The 20381-nt window shown below is 64.8% G+C and carries 12 protein-coding genes; 7 read left to right on the top strand and 5 right to left on the bottom strand.

Annotated elements, in window-relative coordinates; genetic code table 11:
- Positions 1-36: 36 nt before the first annotated feature.
- Positions 37-4167, bottom strand: coding sequence for a DEAD/DEAH box helicase (locus ACI48I_RS18960; protein ID WP_498575098.1), 4131 nt, complete (start codon positions 4165-4167; stop codon positions 37-39).
- Entirely contained in the window at positions 4164-6113 is a 1950-nt protein-coding gene (locus ACI48I_RS18955) for a S9 family peptidase (protein ID WP_498575097.1), read from the bottom strand. Before ACI48I_RS18955 ends, ACI48I_RS18960 begins: the two co-directional genes overlap by 4 nt.
- Positions 6114-6245: 132 nt before the next feature.
- Here ACI48I_RS18955 and hemE point away from each other — a divergent pair, with 132 nt between their 5' ends.
- The 3 genes from hemE to ACI48I_RS18940 all read left to right on the top strand — a co-directional run bounded on the left by hemE (position 6246) and on the right by ACI48I_RS18940 (position 11386).
- The gene (hemE, locus tag ACI48I_RS18950; RefSeq protein ID WP_193687660.1) at positions 6246-7328 is read left to right on the top strand and encodes a uroporphyrinogen decarboxylase; all 1083 of its coding nucleotides are present in this window, start codon (positions 6246-6248) and stop codon (positions 7326-7328) included.
- A 565-nt stretch (positions 7329-7893) separates the two neighbouring features.
- The gene (locus ACI48I_RS18945) at positions 7894-9900 is read left to right on the top strand and encodes a primosomal protein N' (protein WP_498575096.1); all 2007 of its coding nucleotides are present in this window, start codon (positions 7894-7896) and stop codon (positions 9898-9900) included.
- Positions 9901-9943: 43 nt separating this feature from the next.
- Positions 9944-11386: a dihydrolipoyl dehydrogenase gene (locus ACI48I_RS18940; RefSeq protein WP_498575095.1), complete on the top strand. Its 1443-nt coding sequence runs from the start codon at positions 9944-9946 to the stop codon at positions 11384-11386.
- 49 nt (positions 11387-11435) lie between these two features.
- Here the strand turns inward: ACI48I_RS18940 and ACI48I_RS18935 are convergent, their stop codons facing one another.
- Positions 11436-11921, bottom strand: a complete 486-nt coding sequence (locus ACI48I_RS18935) for an SRPBCC family protein (RefSeq protein ID WP_193687657.1) — start codon at positions 11919-11921, stop codon at positions 11436-11438.
- A gap of 261 nt (positions 11922-12182) precedes the next feature.
- On the opposite strand from ACI48I_RS18935, the gene ACI48I_RS18930 reads away from it, so the two are divergent.
- The 3 genes from ACI48I_RS18930 to ACI48I_RS18920 are packed head-to-tail and all read left to right on the top strand — an operon-like array spanning position 12183 to position 15670.
- Positions 12183-14264, top strand: coding sequence for a UvrD-helicase domain-containing protein (locus ACI48I_RS18930; protein ID WP_193687656.1), 2082 nt, complete (start codon positions 12183-12185; stop codon positions 14262-14264).
- 31 nt (positions 14265-14295) lie between these two features.
- Positions 14296-14502 carry a SlyX family protein gene (locus ACI48I_RS18925; RefSeq protein WP_193687655.1) on the top strand — a complete coding sequence of 69 codons (207 nt, stop codon included), beginning with the start codon at positions 14296-14298 and terminating at the stop codon, positions 14500-14502.
- A gap of 16 nt (positions 14503-14518) precedes the next feature.
- Positions 14519-15670 (top strand): acyltransferase family protein, encoded by a 1152-nt coding sequence (locus ACI48I_RS18920; RefSeq protein ID WP_498575094.1) that lies wholly within the window; start codon positions 14519-14521, stop codon positions 15668-15670.
- Here the strand turns inward: ACI48I_RS18920 and ACI48I_RS18915 are convergent.
- Together ACI48I_RS18915 and ACI48I_RS18910 are read right to left on the bottom strand one after the other, a co-directional pair.
- Positions 15608-16894, bottom strand: coding sequence for an FAD-dependent oxidoreductase (locus ACI48I_RS18915; RefSeq protein ID WP_498575093.1), 1287 nt, complete (start codon positions 16892-16894; stop codon positions 15608-15610). The genes ACI48I_RS18920 and ACI48I_RS18915 overlap by 63 nt on opposite strands.
- Positions 16895-16955: 61 nt before the next feature.
- Positions 16956-17849, bottom strand: coding sequence for an alpha/beta hydrolase (locus tag ACI48I_RS18910; RefSeq protein ID WP_227496624.1), 894 nt, complete (start codon positions 17847-17849; stop codon positions 16956-16958).
- 238 nt (positions 17850-18087) lie between these two features.
- Here ACI48I_RS18910 and ACI48I_RS18905 point away from each other — a divergent pair, with 238 nt between their 5' ends.
- Positions 18088-20223 (top strand): M3 family metallopeptidase, encoded by a 2136-nt coding sequence (locus tag ACI48I_RS18905; RefSeq protein ID WP_498575092.1) that lies wholly within the window; start codon positions 18088-18090, stop codon positions 20221-20223.
- The last annotated feature ends 158 nt before the right edge of the window (positions 20224-20381 follow it).

Genomic DNA, 20381 nt, shown 5'->3' with positions numbered 1-20381 from the left:
ACAAAAGCGGCATGATCACATGGAATGCGCGGCCGATCAACGTCCCAGTCCCTGCTGCAGCATCGCCAGCATGTCGCCCGGCGACATGCGCGCCGACAGATCGCCGCCCTCCAGCAGGCTGTCGGCCAGATCCCGCTTGTGGCGGTGCAGGTCGACGATGCCTTCTTCGATCGTATGCCGCGCCACCAGGCGGTAGATGGTCACCGGCCGCTGCTGGCCCATGCGGTGCGCGCGGTCCGAAGCCTGGTCCTCGACCGCCGGGTTCCACCACGGGTCCATGTGGATCACGTAGTCGGCTGCGGTCAGGTTGATGCCGACGCCGCCCGCCTTCAGGCTGATGAGGAATAAATCTCCCTCTCCGGCCTGGAAGGCATCGACCCGGTTTTTACGCTCCTGCATGGGCGTCGAGCCGTCCAGGTATTGATAGCCGATGCCGCGCGCATCGAGGTGCTTGCGAATCAGGGACAGGTGATCCACGAACTGGCTGAACACGAGCACCTTGTGACGGTTCTCGAGCAGGCCGTCCAATAAATGCGCGAAGGTCGCCAGCTTGCTGCTGGCGATGCCGAGGCCGGGCGCGACCAGCTCCGGATTGCAGCAGGCGCGGCGTAATCGCATCATCTCGGCCAGGATCGCGATCGACTTCTGGCTTTGCGGCGCTTCCAGCGAGGCCAGTTTATCGAGCGCTTCGCGGCGCAGCGATTCGTAGAGCGCCGTTTCTTCGGCGCTGAGCTCCACCGGCAGCACGATCTCGGTGCGCGGCGGCAGCTCCGTCAGCACCTGGCTTTTCGTCCGGCGCAAAATAAACGGTTGCGTCAGGCGCCGCAGGCGCGCGCGCGCGGCGCTTTCCGCACGTTTGTCCTGCGCCTTTTCGATCGGGCCGGCGAAGCGCAATTGAAACTGGTCGGCGGTGCCGAGCAGGCCCGGATTGATGAAGCGGAACAGGTTCCAGAGTTCGCCTAAATGGTTTTCCAGCGGGGTGCCGGTGGCGACCATGCGGAAATCGCCCTGCAAGGCCATCACCGCCTGCGAGCGCCGGGTTGCGGCGTTCTTGAACGCCTGGGCTTCGTCCATGACGATCGTGTGCCAGCGCTTTTTCGCGAACAGCGGCGCTTCCAGTTGCAGCAGGCCGTAACTGGCGACGACCACGTCGAACTCGGCGGCGCCATCGATCATCTCGGCGCGTTCGCCCGGCCCGAACAGTTTGATCCGTAAAGTCGGCGCGAAGCGCTCGGCTTCCGCGATCCAGTTGGTGCAGACCGAGGTCGGGGCGACGACGAGAGTCGGCCCGCTGGGCGCGCGCAGCAGGATCAGGGCCAGTGCCTGTAAAGTTTTACCGAGCCCCATGTCGTCGGCCAGGCAGGCGCCGACGCCCCAGTGCGCCAGGCGCGCCAGCCATTCAAAACCCTCCAGCTGGTAGTCGCGCAGCTCGGCCTGCAGGGTCGAGGGCAGCTGCGGTTTGTAGGCGGCGCTGTCGGCCATTTTCTTGATGTGCGCGCGCCAGGCTTTATCGGCTTCGACCCCGCCCGCTTCCAAAGCCAGTTCTTCCAGCGCGAAGCTGGCCAGCGGATGCACCCGTAACGCATCCTTGCCGGCGTCGGTGTAGGCGGCCAGGTCCGTCAGGCGCCGGTGCAGTTCGCTGGTGAGGGCCAAAAACTGGTTGTCGCCCAGCGCGATGAACCGGCCCTCGCTGTTTCTCAGCTTGTCGAGCAGCTCGCGCAAATCCATCACGCGGCCTTCGTCGATCACGATTTCTCCGTTCGCGGCGAACCAGTCCTTGTCGCGTTTGATGTTGATGCGCACCGATTTCGCGTTTGCCTTCTTGCTGACGCGGAAAGGCTCGCCTTCCGGCCAGGCGATCACGACCTGCGCCGGGTCGAGTTCCTGCAGTTCGCTCACCAGTTCCAGGCAGTGAATCGGCGCCGCGAGCAGCCATTCGTCATGCTCTTCTTCCGCCCCTTCCAGCGCACGGCAGGACGCCACTAGCTGGCGCTCGGCCTCGCGCTCGGCATTCAGGTCGCGCTTCGCTTCGGTGCGCACCCCGGCCACGTCGGCGATCACGCGCTCGGCGCCGCTGCCCGGCGCGTAATAGGCGCCCTCTGGCAGCGGCCGCACCAGGATGCGCAGGCGCAGGCCTTGTTGATAAGGCAGCAGGTGCAGGTGCATTCTCGCGTCGGCATCGATGCGTTCGATATCGGCGCTGCTTGCGCCAATGTCGGACTGCACGGTGACGATCGAGGAGATCGCGCCGATCGCCTGCAGCACCCGCATCTCCGCTTCGAGCGGCACCACCAGCGCTTCGCCGACGATGGCGCCGATCCGGCGGTGCTCGTCGCGGATGCGCACCACGCGCAGTCGCGTCGGCGTTTCGCGCGTGACGACGACCTCGCCGCTGTTTTCCTGTACCGGTGGACGCAGGGAGATGGTCACGTGCTCGCGGGCGGCCTTGACCAGCAATTCCGGCTCCCCTGGCAACAGCTCGACCCGGGTGCCGGGCGCGTCGAACCAGAACAGCAGCGGGTGGCCGACCAGGGCGGATAAAGCCTTGTCGAGGTCGAATTCGTAACGCAGGCCGCTGCCGTAGTACTGGCGCGCCGCGCCGATGCTGGAGACGGCAAGCAGATCCTGCGCGGTAAGGAAGTCGAGCGTGGCCGCATCGTCCGTCAGGCGTTTCAGTCCCATCGGACGGCCGCGGCTCCAGGCGCCCTGGGTATCTCTCTTCTGTTCGCGCGGTTCCAGTTCCTGCACGCCGAGGTGGGCGTCGTAACGGATCAGCCAGACGAGGCGCGACTCTTTCACTACTTCGACGTTCACCGCCGGCTGCAGGTTGATCAGCGCGTTCAGCTGGCGCTCCCACGGTTGCTCGCGTTCGAACCAGTGGGTCATGTCGGTGAGCTTGTGGCGCTGGCGCAGGGCGATCGCGCGCTGTTCGTGGCCGATGGCCCCGAGCTGGCCGAGGATGCCGGCCAGCTGGGCGCTCAGGAAATCGAAGCCGGCGGCCTCCGCCAGGGCCAGGGCTTCTTCGAGGCGCGGGCGCTGCTGCGACAACTGCGGCATCGCCAGCCACCAGTGCAGCAGGGCGCGGAACATTACCGGCTGCAGCGCCGTTTCCCAGTTCCGCGACGGCAGCACCTCGGCATCGACCGTGCCGCCGCGGATCTGGCGCAGCATGCTCAGTTGCTGGTAGACGGCCGTGTCATGGCTCTGCACGGCCCGGGTGGCGTGATCCAGATAGCTCTCGACCGCCTTTTGATGTTTCGTATCGCCGCGGCGCAGCAGGGCCGCCACGTACAGGTGGCCGCCGATGCCTGTGAAAACCTGCTTTCTCCTGCCCGTCTCGCGCCGCAGCTGTTTCAAGGCCGCGTCGAAGCCGGCCAGCGCCTCGTCGATGTGGTCGCGCAGGAGCAGCAGCACGCTGCGGTAGTACAGGGCGGAGGAATCGTCCAGGTCCTGCAGCAGGGCGCCGGCATCGTCGAGGCGGCCGCACAGGATCAGGTGCTCCGCCAGCGCGATGCGCAGCCCCATCGAGGCGCCGCCCTGCGCCACGTGCGCCTCGGCGTACTCTCGCACCGCCGGCGCGGTGAGGGGCTCGCGCTGGACATGGTCGACCAGGATCGCCAGCACCTCGTCGCGCAGCGCCGGGTTGATGTGCTCGACGAAGTCGGGGACGAAGGGCCGCGCGCAGATCTCGACCAGCGGATGCAGGTAGGCCGCCTCGTGGCAGCGCATGCAGGCCGTCAGCAGGGGCGCGATCGTCTTCGGGCCTTCGCCGGCGACGAGCGCCATGCGCAGCAGCGCCAGGCCCTGGCGGTAGCTGCGCAGCACGGGGTTGCCTTGCCAATCTCTCCTTAGCGGATTGACGGCCTCGTAGACTTCGCGCAGTTCGGTCAGGCGGCCTTCGCGCAGCAGGAAGGCGATCGCCGGCCAGGCGGCGCCGGGTGCAACGACGCTGCCGCGCGAAGCGATCTCGCCGGCCAGGCCGCGCTCGCGCAGCAGGGACAAGGTTTCGGTGAGTTCGTCTTCGCCGGGAAAAGCTTGCAGCAGCTCGAGGTGCTCGCGCAGGCGCGTGCGCCCGAGCGGCTCCCCGGCCAGCGCCAGCAGGCCCAGGATCAGCTTGTCGCGCGCCGAGCAGGTGGCGAAGGCGTCGAACAGTTCCGTACCGATCATGCAGCCTGGTATGGAGCCAGGTTCTCGATCTCCACCTGCGGCAGTCCTGCCGGCAGAGGAATGCCGAACACGCGCAGGTAAAACGCCAGCTCGGCTTCCAGGGTGCGCACCACGCTCTCGGCTTTCCTGAAACCGTGGCCCTCGCCCTCGAGCGTCAGGTAGGCGACCGGCACCCCGCGTGCGCGCAGGGCGTCGACCATCGTCTCCGACTGCTGCGGCGGCACCACCTTGTCGTCCAGGCCCTGGAAGAAGATCATCGGCCGTTTCAACGCATCGGTATGGTGGATCGGCGAACGGGCGCGGTAGACCGCCTGCGCTTCGGCTTTGGGCGCGATCAGGTATTCGTTGTAGTGCGATTCGAACTTGTGCGAATCCGCGTCCAGGCCGGCCAGGTCGGACACGCCATAGTAACTGGCGCCGGCTTTGAACACGTCGTGGAAGGTGAGGGCGTTCAGGGTCGTCAGGCCGCCGGCGCTGCCGCCGCGGATCAGCAGGCGCGCGGGGTCGACCACGCCCTGCTCAGCCAGGTAACGGGCGCCGGCCACGCAATCCTCGACATCGATCACGCCCCATTGGCCCTTCAACAAATCGCGGTAGCGGCGCCCGAAGCCGGAGCTGCCGCCGTAGTTCACGTCGAGCACGGCGAAGCCGCGGCCGGTCCAGAACTGGGTCGCGAGTTTCAGGGTACTGGTCGCCATGCTGGTCGGGCCGCCGTGGCCGATCACGATCAGGGGCGGCAGTTCGCCTGCCGGGGCCTCGAAGTGCGCATTCGCCGGCGGATAGTAGAACGCATACGCGCTGCGGCCGTTCGCGCTCGGGTAGCGGATGCTCTGCGGGACGGACAATTCCGCCACCGGCGGCAATTCCGCGATCGATTGCATCAGGACGGTGCGCGCACCGCTGGCGGGATCGATCAGGGCCAGCTCCAGCGCAATCGTCGGCGAGCCGGCCAGCAGCGCGACCCTGCCTGGTGAGACGCGCAGCTCGCGGATCTCCTGGTAGGGGGTCTCGATCGGGGTCAAGTTGCAGCCTGTCGTCGACAAGCGTCCCAGGCGGCTGATGCCGTCCTCGATATAGGTGCAGATGATTTCGTCATCGGCGCTGAAACCGTACATCGAGCCGCCGAAATTCCACTGCGGTCCGCCGAATTCGGCCTCGCGCGGGCACAGCGGGTGCACGACGCCGTCCTCGAAACGGTACAAATTCCACCAGCCGCTGCGGTCCGAGACGAAGTGCAGCAGGCCATCCGGCGACCATTCGGGCTGGCAGATCGACTCGTCGAGGCCGCCGGCGATCAGGCGCCCGTCGACCAGGCTGCCATCCGGCGCAATGTCGGCCACCCACAGTTCCGTACCCTGCCAGGGCATGCGCGGGTGGTCCCAGCACAGCCAGGCCAGCTGGCGCCCGCTTGGCGACAGGCGCGGCGCGGCATAGAAGTCGTTGCCGTCGACAAGGATGGTCTCCACACCATCGAAGCCGACCGCGCAAATCGTATTCACGGGATAGGCTTCGCCGGCCAGGTGGTCTTCGCGCACCGCGATCAGGCGCTGGCGCGCGCTGTCCGGCACGAAGTCGGCATAGCGCACCGCTTCCTCGCGCGTCAGGGCCACCGGTTCGCCGCCTTCGTCGACCCGGTACAGCCGGTTGTCGGCGAAGTGCGAGAACCAGACCGTGCCGCCCTGGGCCGTATAGGCGCCGCCGCCATACTCGTGCACGCGGGTGCGGACATTGAACGGGTTCGGCGTCAGTTCGCTCGTTGCTCCCGCGCGCAGTCTCTGCAGCGTGGTGCGGCCCGCTTCGCTGGCGCGGCCGGCCAGCCACAGCACATCGTCACCGTCGAGGGCGATCTGTGACAGCGGCACGGCGCCGGCCGCGACGATGGCGGCACTGATCGGGGAAGTCCAGGTGCCGCAGGGCGCGGCCTGCTTGCGGATTGGCTCGGTCATGGTGGTGTCTGCGCTTTGAAGGTGGAACCGCATTATAAGAGTCTGGCGCGCCGGGCGGCGTTCGCCGGGCCTGTCGCAGGCGCGGCGGAGAATGCGATAATAGCCGTCCTCCGACGTCCATTATTGTCAGCCATGCCACAATTTGCCCCGCTCAAGAACGACACCTTCCTGCGCGCGCTGCTGCGCCAGCCGACCGAGTACACGCCCGTCTGGCTGATGCGGCAGGCGGGGCGCTACCTGCCGGAATACCGCGCCACCCGCGCGCGCGCCGGTTCGTTCCTGGGCCTGGCAAAGAACCCGGACTACGCGACCGAAGTGACCTTGCAGCCGCTCGACCGCTACCCGCTGGACGCGTCGATCCTGTTCTCGGACATCCTGACGGTTCCCGATGCGATGGGCCTGGGCCTGTATTTCGCCGACGGCGAAGGCCCGAAGTTCGAGCGTCCACTGCGCACCGAGGCCGAGGTGATGGCCTTGAACGTACCGGATATGGAATCGCTCGACTATGTCTTCAAGGCCGTCACGCAAATCCGTACCGAAATTAACGGGCGCGTGCCGCTGATCGGCTTCTCGGGCAGCCCGTGGACGCTGGCCTGCTACATGGTCGAGGGCCAGGGCTCGCGCGAATTCCACACCATCAAAAAGATGCTGTACGCGCGCCCGGACCTGATGCACCGCATCCTCGAGATCAATGCCACTGCCGTCGCCCAGTACCTGAACGCCCAGATCGACGCCGGCGCCCAGGCGGTGATGATCTTCGACTCCTGGGGCGGTGCGCTGGCCGATGGCGCCTACCAGGAGTTCTCGCTGCGCTACATGCAGCGCGTGCTCGAACAGCTGCAGCGCGAAAAGGATGGCGTGCGCATCCCGGCGGTCGTCTTCACCAAAGGCGGCGGCATCTGGCTGGACGAGATGGCCGATATCGGCGCCGATGCGCTGGGCCTGGACTGGACGGTGAACCTGGGCCGCGCCCGCGCGCTCGTGGGCGACCGCGTAGCCCTGCAGGGCAATCTCGATCCGGCGATCCTGTTTGCGTCGCCGGAGCAGATCCGCGCGGAAGTCGAGCGCTCGCTGACGGCCTACGGCGCGCCCTCGCATGGCCATGGCCACGTCTTCAACCTCGGTCACGGGATCTCGCAATTCACCCCGCCGGAATCGGTGACGGCGATGGTCGACGCCGTGCACACGTTCAGCCGCCGCCAGCGGGCTGGCTGAGCCGGAATGGTGCGGCGCCACATGCGCGGCGCCCCGCAGAATGCACTGAAACGAAGCGCATTCTCACACTTGTTCACATGTTGCGAAACAGCGTAAACGCAAGCTGTGGACATGTGGACATGTGGATGTGAAATCATAAGTGTTTGAAATTGCTGGGATTTATCTTTAAATCCCCACGCACATAACCACTCGGAAGCGAGTTTTTCAGTAAAGAAATCGCGGTTGCCCTGGCCTTGTTCACAAAGTTATGCACAGGCTGTTCAACTCAGCCATAAAAATATGAGTGTTGACAAGTACTTACGTGACGCATCGCAGAGTCTTGTTTAAATCTTCATAGCGTTCAAGGATTTACGATAAGAAAAAGCGCAGTTATACACAATTCTTGCACTGCGGGAAGCGAGTTGCTGTGGACTACTTCGGTAATCCCAAGTCCTTGAATATAAATGGTTTATTTGGACTTGTTTTTGGCTGATCCGTACATCATTTGACTTAACGTAAACTTCTCCACCGGTCAAGCAGTTCATTCTCCACAAAGTTTTCCACAGCTTTTATACAAGGTCGGACATTGGCGCACTGCATTATTCGGATTGCACTCGATACGCCGCTGAACAGCGTCTTCGACTACGGCTGGCCGCATGAAGAGGGGGCAACTCCCCAGGTCGGCCAGCTGGCGCTGGTCAGTTTTGGGCGGCGCGAAGCTGTCGGCCTGATCGTCGCCGTTGTGCAGGAGACCGAAGTCCCGCCCGACAAGCTGAAAAATGCGATCGCCGTGCGCGAGCAGTTATCCCCACTGTCGCCGCAATGGCTGGCGCTGGCCAGCTTCGCCGCCGATTACTACCAGCGCCCGCTGGGCGAAGTTGCGCTGCCCGGCCTGCCGAAGAATCTGCGGGTGTCGACCACCGTCGCACTCGATCGCGCCCTGAAAAAAATGGCGAAGCTGGCGCCCCCGGGCGACCCTGCTCCGACGGGCATGCCGCCGCTGAACGCGTCCCAGCAGGAAGCGGCCGACGCCATCGGCGGCGCAGCCGGTTTTACGCCGCTGCTGCTGTACGGCGTCACCGGCAGCGGCAAGACCGAGGTCTACCTGCAGGCCTGCGCCCAGGTACTGGCGCGCGACCCGCAGGCGCAGATCCTGATCCTGGTCCCCGAGATCAACCTGACCCCGCAGCTCGAGGGGAATATCCGCGCCCGCTTCCCCGGCCTGATGCTGGCCACGCTGCATTCGAGCCTGTCGGAAGGCGAGCGCATGCTGCACTGGCTCGCGGCCCACCAGGGACAAGCACGCATCGTGCTCGGCACGCGGCTGGCGATCCTGGCCTCGCTGCCCAATTTAAAACTGATCGTCATCGACGAGGAGCACGACCCCTCGTACAAACAGCAGGAAGGGCTGCGCTATTCGGCGCGCGACCTGGCGGTCTGGCGCGCCCACCAGCTGGGCATTCCGATCGTGCTCGGTTCGGCCACGCCTTCGCTGGAAAGCTGGCACCACGCCCGCACCGGCCGCTACCGCAAGCTGGAACTGCGCGAGCGCGCCGTGCGCGACGCCGTGCTGCCGACCGTGCGCCTGCTCGACATGGAACGCGACAAGCCGAAGGACGGGCTGACCAGCGGCCTGCTGGCCGCCCTGCGCGGAAGGCTGGAACGCGGCGAGCAGTCCTTGCTGTTCCTGAACCGGCGCGGCTATGCCCCCGTCATCACCTGTGAAGCCTGCGGCTGGATCAGCAACTGCACCCGCTGCACCTCCTTCATGGTGCTCCATAAACCCGAGCACCGGCTGCGCTGCCACCACTGCAGCCTCGAACTGCGCATCCCGAGACATTGCCCGACCTGCGGCAACGTCGACCTGCAGCCGCTGGGACGCGGCACCCAGCGCTTCGAGGAGGGTTTGAGCGCCATGTTCCCCGAGGCGCGCATCCTGCGCATCGATGCCGATTCGACGAGAAAAAAGGGCAGCGCCCAGGAAGCCTTCGATACGGTGCACCGGGGGGAAGTCGACATCCTGATCGGCACGCAAATGGTCGCCAAGGGCCACGATTTCAAAAAGCTGACTTTGGTCGGCATCCTGAATCCGGATACGGCGCTGTTCTCCCAGGACTATCGGGCCAGCGAGCGCCTGTTCGCCCAGCTGATGCAGGTGGCGGGGCGCGCCGGCCGCGCGGGGCTCGCTTCCGAAGTGCTGATCCAGACCCGCTATGCCCAGCACCCGCTGTATGCGGCCGTGGTGCGCCACGACTACGACCGTTTTGCCGGCAACCTGCTGGAAGAACGCCATCAGGCGGCGCTGCCGCCCTACATGTACCAGGCGCTGCTGCGCGCCGAGGCGCCGGAACTGGCTACCGCCATCGCCTTCCTCGAAGAGGCACGCGACATCCTGCCGACCGATGCAGTCGCCATCAACGACCCGATCCCGATGACGATGACGCGCGTTCACAACGTCGACCGCGCCCAGCTGCTGGTCGAGTCGCCGTCGCGCCCGGCGCTGCAGGCGTTCTTGAAGGAGTGGCTGTCCCTGCTGCGGTCGATGAAGACGCGCGTGCGCTGGTCGCTGGAAGTGGACCCGCTCGACATTTAAAGCGGAAACGGCGTATCGTCATGCTTGATACTAAAGGATTAACATGAACAAACTACACGTCGACGTTGCAGTCATCGGCACCGGCACCGCCGGCATGTCCGCCTATCGCGCCGCGCACGCGCAAGGGGCGCGCACGGTGGTCATCGAGAGTGGCCATTACGGCACCACCTGCGCCCGGGTCGGCTGCATGCCGAGCAAACTCCTGATCGCCGCCGCCGACGCCGCCCACATGCTCGACCTCGCGCCCGGCTTCGGCGTGCACCCGGGCGAAAAACGCATCGACGGCCGCGCCGTGATGGAGCGCGTGCGGCGCGAGCGCGACCGCTTCGTCGGCTTCGTACTGGAGAGCGTCGAGAGTTTTCCGGAAAGCGACCGTATTCGCGGCCATGCCCGTTTTACGGGTCCGCACACGCTGCAGATCGACGAGCACACCGAGATCGAGGCGGCGCGCATCGTGATCGCCACCGGTTCCTCGCCGGTGATCCTGCCGCAACTGAAGGAGGTCGGGCCCGGCATCGTGACCAGCGACGACGTATTTTATTGGGACGATCTGCCGGCCTCGGTGGCGGTGATCGGCTCCGGCGTGATCGGACTGGAACTGGGCCAGGCCCTGAGCCGCCTGGGTGTAAAAGTCAGCATCTTCGCGCGCGGCGGCAGCGTCGCCCAGCTGAGCGACCCGGAAGTGCTGCACGCGGCCACGCGTACGCTGAGTGCGGAACTCGACCTGCGCTTCCAGACCGAAGTCGTGCGCGCAGTACAGCAAGGCGAGCAGGGAGTACTGCTCACCACGCGCGACGCGCTCGGCAAGGAGACCAGCGAACAATTCCAGTACGTGCTGCTGGCCACGGGCCGCACGCCGAACGTGCACGGACTGGGGCTGGAAGAGACCGGCCTGACCCTGATGCCGAACGGCGTGCCGGAATTCGACAGCCGCACCATGCAGTGCGGGACCAGTCATATTTTCATCGCAGGCGACGCCAACAACGAGCTGCCGCTGCTGGCCGAGGCGGCCGACCACGGCAAGATCGCCGGCGAGAATGCGGGCCGCTATCCGGACGTGCGTCCCGGCCTGCGCCGCGCCATGCTGGGCATTGCCTTCACCGAGCCGAACATCGCCACGCTCGGCAAAAGTTATCGAACGCTGTGCGAGGGCGGGCGTCCGAAGTTCGCGATCGGCCAGGTCTCGTTCGAGAACCAGGGCCGCAGCCGCGTCATGTTGCAGAACAAGGGGATGCTGCGGGTGTATGCCGAATATGGTTCCTGCCGCTTCCTGGGCGCCGAGATGATCGGGCCGCGCGGCGAGCACATCGCGCATTTGCTGGCCTGGGCGGTGCAGGCGCACATGACGGTGCCGCAGATGCTGGACATGCCGTTTTACCACCCCGTGATCGAAGAGGGCGTGCGCACGGCGCTGCGCGACCTGGCGGCGAACCTGGCGAAGGCGACGAATCACACGGATGCGGCGGATTCGGAGCCGGGGACCTGACGCGCTTACATCGCATGCAATACGGCGCCGTTCGAAAACGGCGCTGCATTCAATTCAAATAACTCGCATCCAGGTTCCCCTGCTCGGCCATCTGGCGCACGATGCGCACGGTGTCGATATCGGCTTCCTGGTAAGCGGACTTCTTGAATTCGTCGTACATCTTGCTGGCCTGGTCCTGCGACTCTTCCTTGCCGTCGTCGTAGGAAAAACGTACGTACAGCATCGCATTGGTGGGCGCCTCGATCGTCATGACGAGGGTGGAGGCGCTGATCTCGCCCTGGGCCGGGACTTCGTAACGCACTTCCTGCAGCGGGGTCAGCAGGACCGTGTCCTCGACGACCAGGTCGCCATAGCGCAGGCGGCGTTTGAAACTGCCGGATTCGCGATCGCTGATGTCGCACTCGTCCAGATGCGGAATGAACAGCTTCGGCGCTTCGGCGCGGATGACGAGGCCGCGCCAGAGTTGTTCGCGCGTGATGGTGTCGACCAGCGGGTTGAGTGGGTCGTTAATTTCAATCAGGTGTTCGAATTTCATCGTTCGTGCTCGTAGTGGGTGGCGCGCGGCGCCGAAAGGGCGATGGTAGCCGATCTTGGGCCGCGTTCGACAGCGGATTTCCGTATATGCGTCCGCTCACTTGAAATTCAACTTTCCCGGCGCAACAAGGAATTCAGCGGCGTTGCAAATCTGTGCAAAAAAGTTGCCGGATGCGCCAGATGCGGCTTTTCACGCCGGCTTTCCGCCACGCGCCGCCGCGTTCGTCGCTACAATGCTCAGCTGTCTTCCAGAATTTTTCCCATGTCCAATGCACCAAAGTTCGGCCTGAACGGGCCGCAAAGCGAAGCCGTGCTCTACCTCGACGGCCCCTGCCTGGTGCTGGCCGGCGCCGGTTCGGGCAAGACGCGGGTGATCACGCAAAAGATCGCGTACATGATCGAAGACCGCGGCTACGATCCGCGCACCATCGCCGCACTGACGTTTACGAATAAAGCCGCGCTCGAGATGCAGGAGCGCATTGCCAAACTGCTCAAGCAGCCGAAGCAGGCCAAGCAGTTGACGGTGTCGACCTTCCACTCGCTGGGCGTGAAAATCCTGCGCCAGGAAGCGGCCGGCGTCGGTTTGAAAGACCGGTTTTCGATCATGGACAGCGATGACTGCTACACGATCGTGTCCGACCTCGGCCTGACGACCGATAAACAGGAAATCCGCCGCATCCAGAATTCAATTTCCCTGTGGAAGAACGGCCTGGTCGATCCGGAAGACGCGATCAACAACGCGAAGGACGAGGACGAAGCGCAAGCCGGACGCATCTACCGCAGCTACGTCGCCACGCTGGCCGCCTACCAGGCGGTCGATTTCGACGACCTGATCCGCCTGCCGGTGGAACTGTTCCGGAATAACGAGCCGATCCGCGACCGCTGGCAACGTAAACTGCGCTATCTGTTGATGGACGAGTACCAGGACACGAATACCTGCCAGTACGAACTGGTGAAACTGCTGGTAACGGGTCTCGGCAAGAAGCCGATGTTCACCGCCGTCGGCGACGACGACCAGGCCATTTACGCCTGGCGCGGCGCCTCGGTCGAAAATTTAAAGACGCTGCAGACCGATTTCCCGGACCTGCGCGTGATCAAACTCGAGCAGAACTACCGCTCGACGACGCGCATCCTGCAGGCGGCGAATGCCGTCATCGGCAACAACCCGAAGATTTTTGAGAAGTCCCTGTGGTCGGAACACGGCCTGGGCGAGCCCATCAAAGTGCTCGGCATGCAGAGCGACGAGCAGGAAGCCGACCAGGTCGCGATGATGATCTCGTCCGACCATTTCCAGCGCAAGAATAAATGGTCGGATTTCGCGATCCTGTACCGCGGCAATCACCAGGCGCGCATCATCGAGCAGGCGCTGCGCAAGGAACGCATTCCGTACACGATTTCCGGCGGCCAGAGCTTTTTTGATAAAGCCGAGATCAAGGACATCATCGCCTATCTGCGCCTGATCGCGAACGAGGGTGACGATCCTGCCTTCATTCGCGCCGTCACGACGCCCAAGCGCGGGGTCGGCATGGCGACCCTGGAGGTGCTGGGCGAATTCTCCAAGCAGTGGAACTGCTCGCTGTTCGAAGCAGCTTTAAAGGGCGGCATCGAGGGCAAGCTGGCCGACCGCCAATTACACCCGCTGCGCGACTTCTGCCATTTCATCAACGAGCTCGAAGCGCGCGCCAGCCGTCCGGGACCCTCGGGCAGCGGAGAAAACGCCGCCCAGGTGCTCGACGACATGATGAAAGAGATGAATTACGAGCACTACCTGTACGAGAACTTCGATGACCGTGCGGCCCAGGCGAAATGGCAGAACGTCATAGAATTCACCAACTGGCTGAAGGAGCGCGGCAACGGCGGGCGCGACGGCACCGGCGAAGAAAAGAATCTGCTCGAACTGACGCAGATGGTGGCGCTGATGTCGATGCTCGAAGGCTCCGATGAAGAGCAGGACGCGGTGCGCATGTCGACCCTGCACGCCTCCAAGGGACTCGAGTATCCGCACGTCTACCTGGTCGGCGTGGAAGAGGGGATCCTGCCCCATAAAGGCGACCCGGACGACCCGATCGAAAAGATCGCCGCCCGCATCCAGGAAGAGCGGCGCCTGATGTACGTCGGCATCACGCGCGCCCAGCGCACGCTGCAGGTCACCTGGTGCAAGAAGCGAAAGCGCGCCGGTGAGCTGGTGCACTGCGACCCCTCGCGCTTCATCAAGGAGATGGCGCTCGACGAGGGCATTGCCGTGCCGCTCGAGTCGGAGGTGATCAGCCCGAAGGACCGCCTGGCCAGTTTGAAAGCCTTGCTGAATACGCCGAAGCCGGATGCCGGCAAGCTGATGTCATAATGCGCGCTCGTTAAAAATGCCAGGAACCGCCGTGGAACACGAAGACCGTTTTGTCGATATCGAAATCAAGCTGGCGCACATGGAAGACCTGGTCGACTCGTTGAACGGGACCGTCTACCAGCAGGCGCGCCGCATCGACCAGCTCGAGGGCATCGTGCAGCAGCTGGCCGAGCATTTACGGGCCATGCGCGAGATCGGGCGGCAAACTCCGGTGAACGAACGGCCGCCGCATTATTGATGCGGTCCGATCACCGATGAGGCCGCGCCAGAGCGGACTGGATCTGCTGCGCGCGCTGGCCATCCTGTGGGTGATGCTGTACCACCTCACCAGCTATGGCGTCGCCTTGCCGCGTGTGGTGGAGCATGGCTGGATGGGTGTCGACCTGTTCTTCGTGCTGAGCGGCTACCTGATCGGCGGCCAGCTGCTGCGGCCCCTTGCCGTCGGCGGCCAGCCTTCCTGGCGCGGCTTCCTGCTGCGCCGCGCCTTGCGCGTGCTGCCCGCCTATTTGGCAGTGCTGGCCATCTACGCCGCCGTACCGGCCGTACGCGAAAGCCCCGGCCTGCGCCCGCTCTGGCAGTTCCTGAGTTTTACGGTCAACCTGGTGCCGGACGCTGACCGGCTGGCGTTCTCGCATGCCTGGTCCCTCTGCGTGGAAGAGCATTTTTATGTGCTGCTGCCGCCCGTCGTGTGGCTGCTGGCGCGGTATCCGGGCATGCGCCGCACGGCCGCCGTCGCGCTGGCGGTCCTTGTCGGCGGCATGCTGCTGCGTGGCGCGCTCTGGCAATCCGGCGTCGCGCCTCATCTCGGCGAGGGCGGTTATGTCGCGCGCTTTGTCGCGCTGATCTACAACCCGACTTATGCGCGCCTGGACGGATTGCTGGCCGGCGTGACGCTGGCGGCGGTGCAGGTGTTCCGTCCGTCGTGGTGGGCGTGGGCCACGCGGCGCAGCGCTGTTTTTCTGGCGCTTGGTCTCGCGGGCCTGGTAGCGGCGACGCGTGTCGATCTGGCGAGCTTCTGGGGCGCCGTGGTCGTGTTTCCGCTGGTGGCGCTCAGCTTTGGCGGCATGCTGGTTGCGGCGGCCACGGAACGCGGCTGGCTCGGGCGGATGAGGGTGCCGGGGTCAATGTTCCTGGCGAGGATTGCGTTCAGCTTGTACCTGACCCATAAAGCAGTCTTTCACGTCGTACGCGATCGTATTGGAGAGGCGTCGGGAGGATCGGATGTGATCGCGTCTGGCGTGTACATCGCCGCCGCGCTGCTGGTGGCAACGCTGCTGTATCTGATGGTGGAGCGGCCATTCCTGCGCTTGCGGGATCGATTGATGCAGCCCCGCGGCGGGGAGTCAGGACGCCACCCCACGATCAAGCCACCCGCCGAGCCGTTTGCCGAGACACAGCAGAGTTAGGGTCGGCGGCAAGCCCCATGGCTCGGGAATCACAGACGCGTCGCACACGAACAGCCCAGGCGTGGACGTCTGCAGATCGGCATCGACGCCTTCCCCGATGCGCACGCTTCCACCCGGGTGGGCCGCGAAATGCCAGCTTTTAAAAATGTGATGCGCGCCCGCCTCGCGCAGGATCGCTTTCGCCAGTCCGACCCCGTGCGCCAGTTTCTTGCGGTCTGATTCCTGCAGCGTTTTATCGGCCCAGCGCGGGCCAACCTGGCCGCCGATCTCGTCGCGGATCTTGACCATCATCGACAGGGTGCGGCGGTGTGCGAATACACGGTCGACACGGCCGACCTGCAGCGCAAAGGCCGCATACATCGGTTGCGGCAGCGTCAGGTCGGCCAGCGCAACCCCTTCCTCATGCAGATGCAGGCCGCCCGCCATCGGCACCTCGGCGCCGCCGTCGATGTCGTCCACGGTCCCCATCACCGCCACCACCGGGTCGCTGAAGAAGGGAACGTATTTCGGCCCCAGGCCGGAGGCATGCAGCAGGCGCGGGCTACCCAGGCCGCCGCCGGCCAGCACGACGACCGGGGCGCTGACGGTGCTGAGCTTGCCGTCGCGCTCGATTTCGACGCCGGCCGCGCGCCCGTTCTCGACCAGCACCCGCAGCGCGCGCGTCCGTTCGGACAGCTGCGCGCCATGGCGACAGGCCTCGTCGATAAAATCGCGCGCCGTCCATTTTGCGCCGAACGGGCAGCCGTAGACGCAGCGCCAGCAGCCGCTGCGGCAGGTTTCAGGACGGATCATCTTGTCGAGCTTGTGCCAGTCGAGAGACAAAGCGCGCGCGGCCGTCATCATGCGCGCGGCCATCGGGCCGACCAGCCGATCGGGCAGGGGAGCCAGCGGCAGTTCGGCCCGTAATGCGGCCAGCGCCGGTGCGAGATCGATGCCATGGCGTTCGAACATGGCGGCAGGCGGCGGCGCGGCCGTCGCGAAGTTGATGGCCGAGCTGCCGCCGAGCGTAATGCCGGCCACCAGCAGCGAGGCGTCGCGGTGGATATAGGCGCCCTTGCCGGGCACGGCCGCCATCGACGCCATCTGGCCCACGGTGCCTGTCAAGGGGGCGGCGCCGCCCAGTTCCAGCACCAGCACCCGCATGCCGCGCCGCGCCAGTTCGCGCGCCGTGCCGGCGCCGCCCGGACCGCTGCCGACGACGATCGCATCATACGAGGAACGCAAGGCTGGAGGCATGGGAGAAGAGGCGGGGGGAAGGCGTGATCCTAGCACGCCTCGTCAAACCTCACTTCTTCGATGGCAGCACCGCCCGCAGCCCATGCGTCAGCACCAGCGGGAATACGCTCGCGTGGTCCTCCTCCGCAAACACTTTGACTTGCGTGTGCAGGCCCGGATAACGGTGCGCTTTTAACGCGCTGTCGAAGTCGCGCAGGTCGGCCACCATGTCGGCATTGTCTTCGTCGCGCGAACGCTTCTTGCCCGGCGCCAGCCGTTCCAGGGCGCCGATGCCGAAGAAGACGTTCGCCGGCAAATCGCGGTGGCGCTCGCCGTAGGTTTCGAGCCGGTCGAACATCACGCCGCCGTCGTACCACAGCGATGGACTGCCGAGGATGTAATGCTCGAACATGCGCGGTTCACTGAACAGGATCTGCAGGCCGAGCAGGCTGCCGTAGGAATGGCCCACGAAAAACTTGCGCTTCATGTCGGCGCGGTAGTGTTTCGCGATCAGCGGGATCACCTCGTCGGCAATAAAACGGGCATAGGCCGGCGCTTCACCGAGCGCGACGTTCCGGCCGGGCATGTCGGAGCGGTAGTCGTGCTTGCGCGGCACGGTCGGCGTGTAGTCGCGGCGGCGGCTGTAGACGCCCGTGTCTCCCTTCGCATACGACAGGCCGACGACGATCGTCTCTTCCATGCCCGCATGTTTCGTCAAGCGCTGCGTGATGTTGCGTGCGATCGGGAAGGCGTAGTTGGCGTCGGTGACGAACACCACCGGATAGCTGCGCGTGCTGCCCTGGTAGGAATCGGGCAGCGCCACGAAAACCTGGTAATCGCGTTTGAGCTTGCGTGCGTGCAGCTCGCGCACCTCGGTATTCTCGAGCGTGTACGGCACCGGGGTTTGTGCCGATGCGGCGCCGGCTGCGGCCAGCAGGGCAAATCCAAAGACAAGCTGTTTCAATTCGCGCTCCGGTTGGGATGGGGCTCTGCCGATCTGGCGGCAAGGCCACCATCTTAGCCGGAATGTTATCTTCCAAGCAATTTACACGGGATGAAGTGGACTGCCGCTGTCTTGTCTATACATCTTTGTATGCGCTTTGTTTCACTGTGACGATACGGCAATAAACCCTGCTATGATCCTCCGCGCACCTGTCGGCGGCGATCCCGCGGGCAGCCCTTTCGAGTTCGTGAGAGAGACCATGAAACGCCCACAAATGCTCATCATCGCAGCCAGCCTGGCTTTCGCCGGCGCAGCCTTCGCAGCCCCCACTGGATCCGGGACCGTCCTTGACGCGTCGAACCCCTTCGCCAAGCCGAGCGCGCTGCCGTTCAACTACCCGGCCTTCGACAAGATCAAGGACGAACACTTCCTGCCGGCCTACGCCGCCGGCATGCGCGAGCAGCTGCGGGAAATAGCAGGCATTGCCAACAATCCGAAGGCGCCGACGTTCGAGAACACCATCGTCGCCATGGAACGCTCGGGCCAGATGCTGGCGCGCGTGTCGGCCGTGTTCTCGAACCTGCAGACCGCCAACACGAACGACCGCCTGGACGCCGTCGACCGCGAGATGTCGCCGAAGCTGGCTGCCCACAACGATGCGATCTACCTGAACCCGAAGCTGTTCAAGCGCGTCGAGACCCTGCATGCCAGGCGCGAGAAGCTGGGCCTGGATGCGGAAGCGAAGTTCCTGCTCGAGCGCTACTACAAGGAATTCGTGCGCGCCGGCGCGAAGTTGTCCGCCGCCGACAAGGAAAAACTGAAAGCCTATAACGGCCAGATCGCCTCGCTGCAATCGGAATTCTCGCAGCGCGTGCTGAAGGAAGCGAATGCCTCGGCCCTGGTGCTGAACACGCGCGACGAGCTGGCCGGCCTGTCCGACGCCGAAATCACGGCCGCCGCCGCCGAGGCGAAGAAGCGCGGCCTGGACGGCAAGTACGTGCTGACTATCGCCAACACGACGATCCAGGCGCCACTGGCCCATTTGACCAACCGCGCGGTACGCGAGCGCCTGCAGGCCGCCTCGATGGCGCGCGGTTCGCGCGGCGGCGAGTTCGACACGCGCGACGTGGTGCTGAAACTGGTCAAACTGCGCGCCGAACGCGCGACCCTGCTCGGCTACCCGAACTACGCGGCCTATTCGCAGGAACTGGAAACGGCGCAGAACCCGGCCGCCGTGAACAAGCTGCTGGCCGAACTGGCCAAGCCGGCGATCGGCAACGCGAAGAAGGAAGCGGCGGCGATGCAGAAGATCGTCGATGCCGAAAAAGGTGGTTTCCAGATCGCCGCCCACGACTGGGCCTTCTACACGGATAAAGTGCGCGCTGCCCAGTACAACTTCGACGAGAACCAGCTGCGCCCCTACTTTGAGCTGAACAACGTGCTGACCAACGGCGTGTTTTTTGCGGCGAACAAGGAATTCGGCCTGTCGTTCAAGGAACGCAAGGACCTGCCGGTCTACGACCCCGACGTGCGCACCTTCGACGTGATGGACGCCGACGGCAAGCAGCTGGCGATCTTCATCTTCGACCCCTACGCCCGCGCCAACAAGCAGGGCGGCGCCTGGATGAACGAATACGTGTCGCAGTCGCATTTGCTGGGCAAGCACCCGGTGGTCGCGAACCACCTGAACATCCCGAAGCCGCCAGCCGGCGAGCCGACCCTGATGACCTACGACGAAGTGCGCACCGCCTTCCACGAGTTCGGCCACGCGCTGCACGGCATGTTCTCGAACGTGAAGTACCCGCACTTCTCGGGCACGAACGTGCCGCGCGACTTCGTCGAGTATCCGTCCCAGGTCAACGAGATGTGGGCGATCTGGCCCGAAGTCCTGTCGAACTACGCGAAGCACTACAAGACCGGCGAGGCGATGCCGAAGGCGCTGCTGGACAAGGTCGTCGCGTCGAAGAAGTTTAACCAGGGCTTCATTACCAGCGAATACCTGGCCGCGTCCCTGCTCGACCAGCGCTGGCACCAGCTGACCCCGGCGCAGATCCCGACCGATGTGCTGGCCTTCGAAGCGAGCGCATTGAAGGATGCCGGCGTCGACTTCGCCCCGGTACCGCCGCGCTACCGCACGACGTATTTTTCGCACTCGATGAACGGCGGCTACTCGGCCGGCTATTACGCCTACCTGTGGAGCGAAAAGCTCGATGCCGACACCGTCGAGTGGTTCAAGGAAAACGGCGGCTTGTCGCGCAAGAACGGCGATCATTTCCGCAAGACCCTGCTCTCGCGCGGCGGGACCACCGAGGCGATGAACCTGTTCCGCGATTTCCGCGGGCGCGATCCGATCATCGAGCCGCTGCTCGAGCGCCGCGGGCTGACCGGGAATTGATGATCGTCGTTCCGCGTGGGCTCGGAGAGCCCACCCTACGGTGCACCACCGTCCCTGGCCAGTTCAACGGACGGTAGTGCACCGTAGGGTGGGCACTTGTGCCCACGCGGACGTACGCACCGCGTTGCCATCGAATTTTCACCGCACTACCACCACAA

It is taken from the genome of Massilia sp. LXY-5 (assembly GCF_059801075.1).
This window is presented reverse-complemented; position numbering and strand designations above follow the sequence as displayed.

Bases quoted from the DNA above. Each gene is read 5' to 3' on its own strand.
- ACI48I_RS18930 (WP_193687656.1), top strand. From the start codon at position 12,183: ATGTCCAATGCACCAAAGTTCGGCCTGAACGGGCCGCAAAGCGAAGCC.
- ACI48I_RS18960 (WP_498575098.1), bottom strand. From the start codon at position 4,167: ATGATCGGTACGGAACTGTTCGACGCCTTCGCCACCTGCTCGGCGCGC.
- ACI48I_RS18940 (WP_498575095.1), top strand. From the start codon at position 9,944: ATGAACAAACTACACGTCGACGTTGCAGTCATCGGCACCGGCACCGCC.
- ACI48I_RS18920 (WP_498575094.1), top strand. From the start codon at position 14,519: ATGAGGCCGCGCCAGAGCGGACTGGATCTGCTGCGCGCGCTGGCCATC.
- ACI48I_RS18935 (WP_193687657.1), bottom strand. From the start codon at position 11,921: ATGAAATTCGAACACCTGATTGAAATTAACGACCCACTCAACCCGCTG.
- hemE (WP_193687660.1), top strand. From the start codon at position 6,246: ATGCCACAATTTGCCCCGCTCAAGAACGACACCTTCCTGCGCGCGCTG.
- ACI48I_RS18955 (WP_498575097.1), bottom strand. From the start codon at position 6,113: ATGACCGAGCCAATCCGCAAGCAGGCCGCGCCCTGCGGCACCTGGACT.
- ACI48I_RS18905 (WP_498575092.1), top strand. From the start codon at position 18,088: ATGAAACGCCCACAAATGCTCATCATCGCAGCCAGCCTGGCTTTCGCC.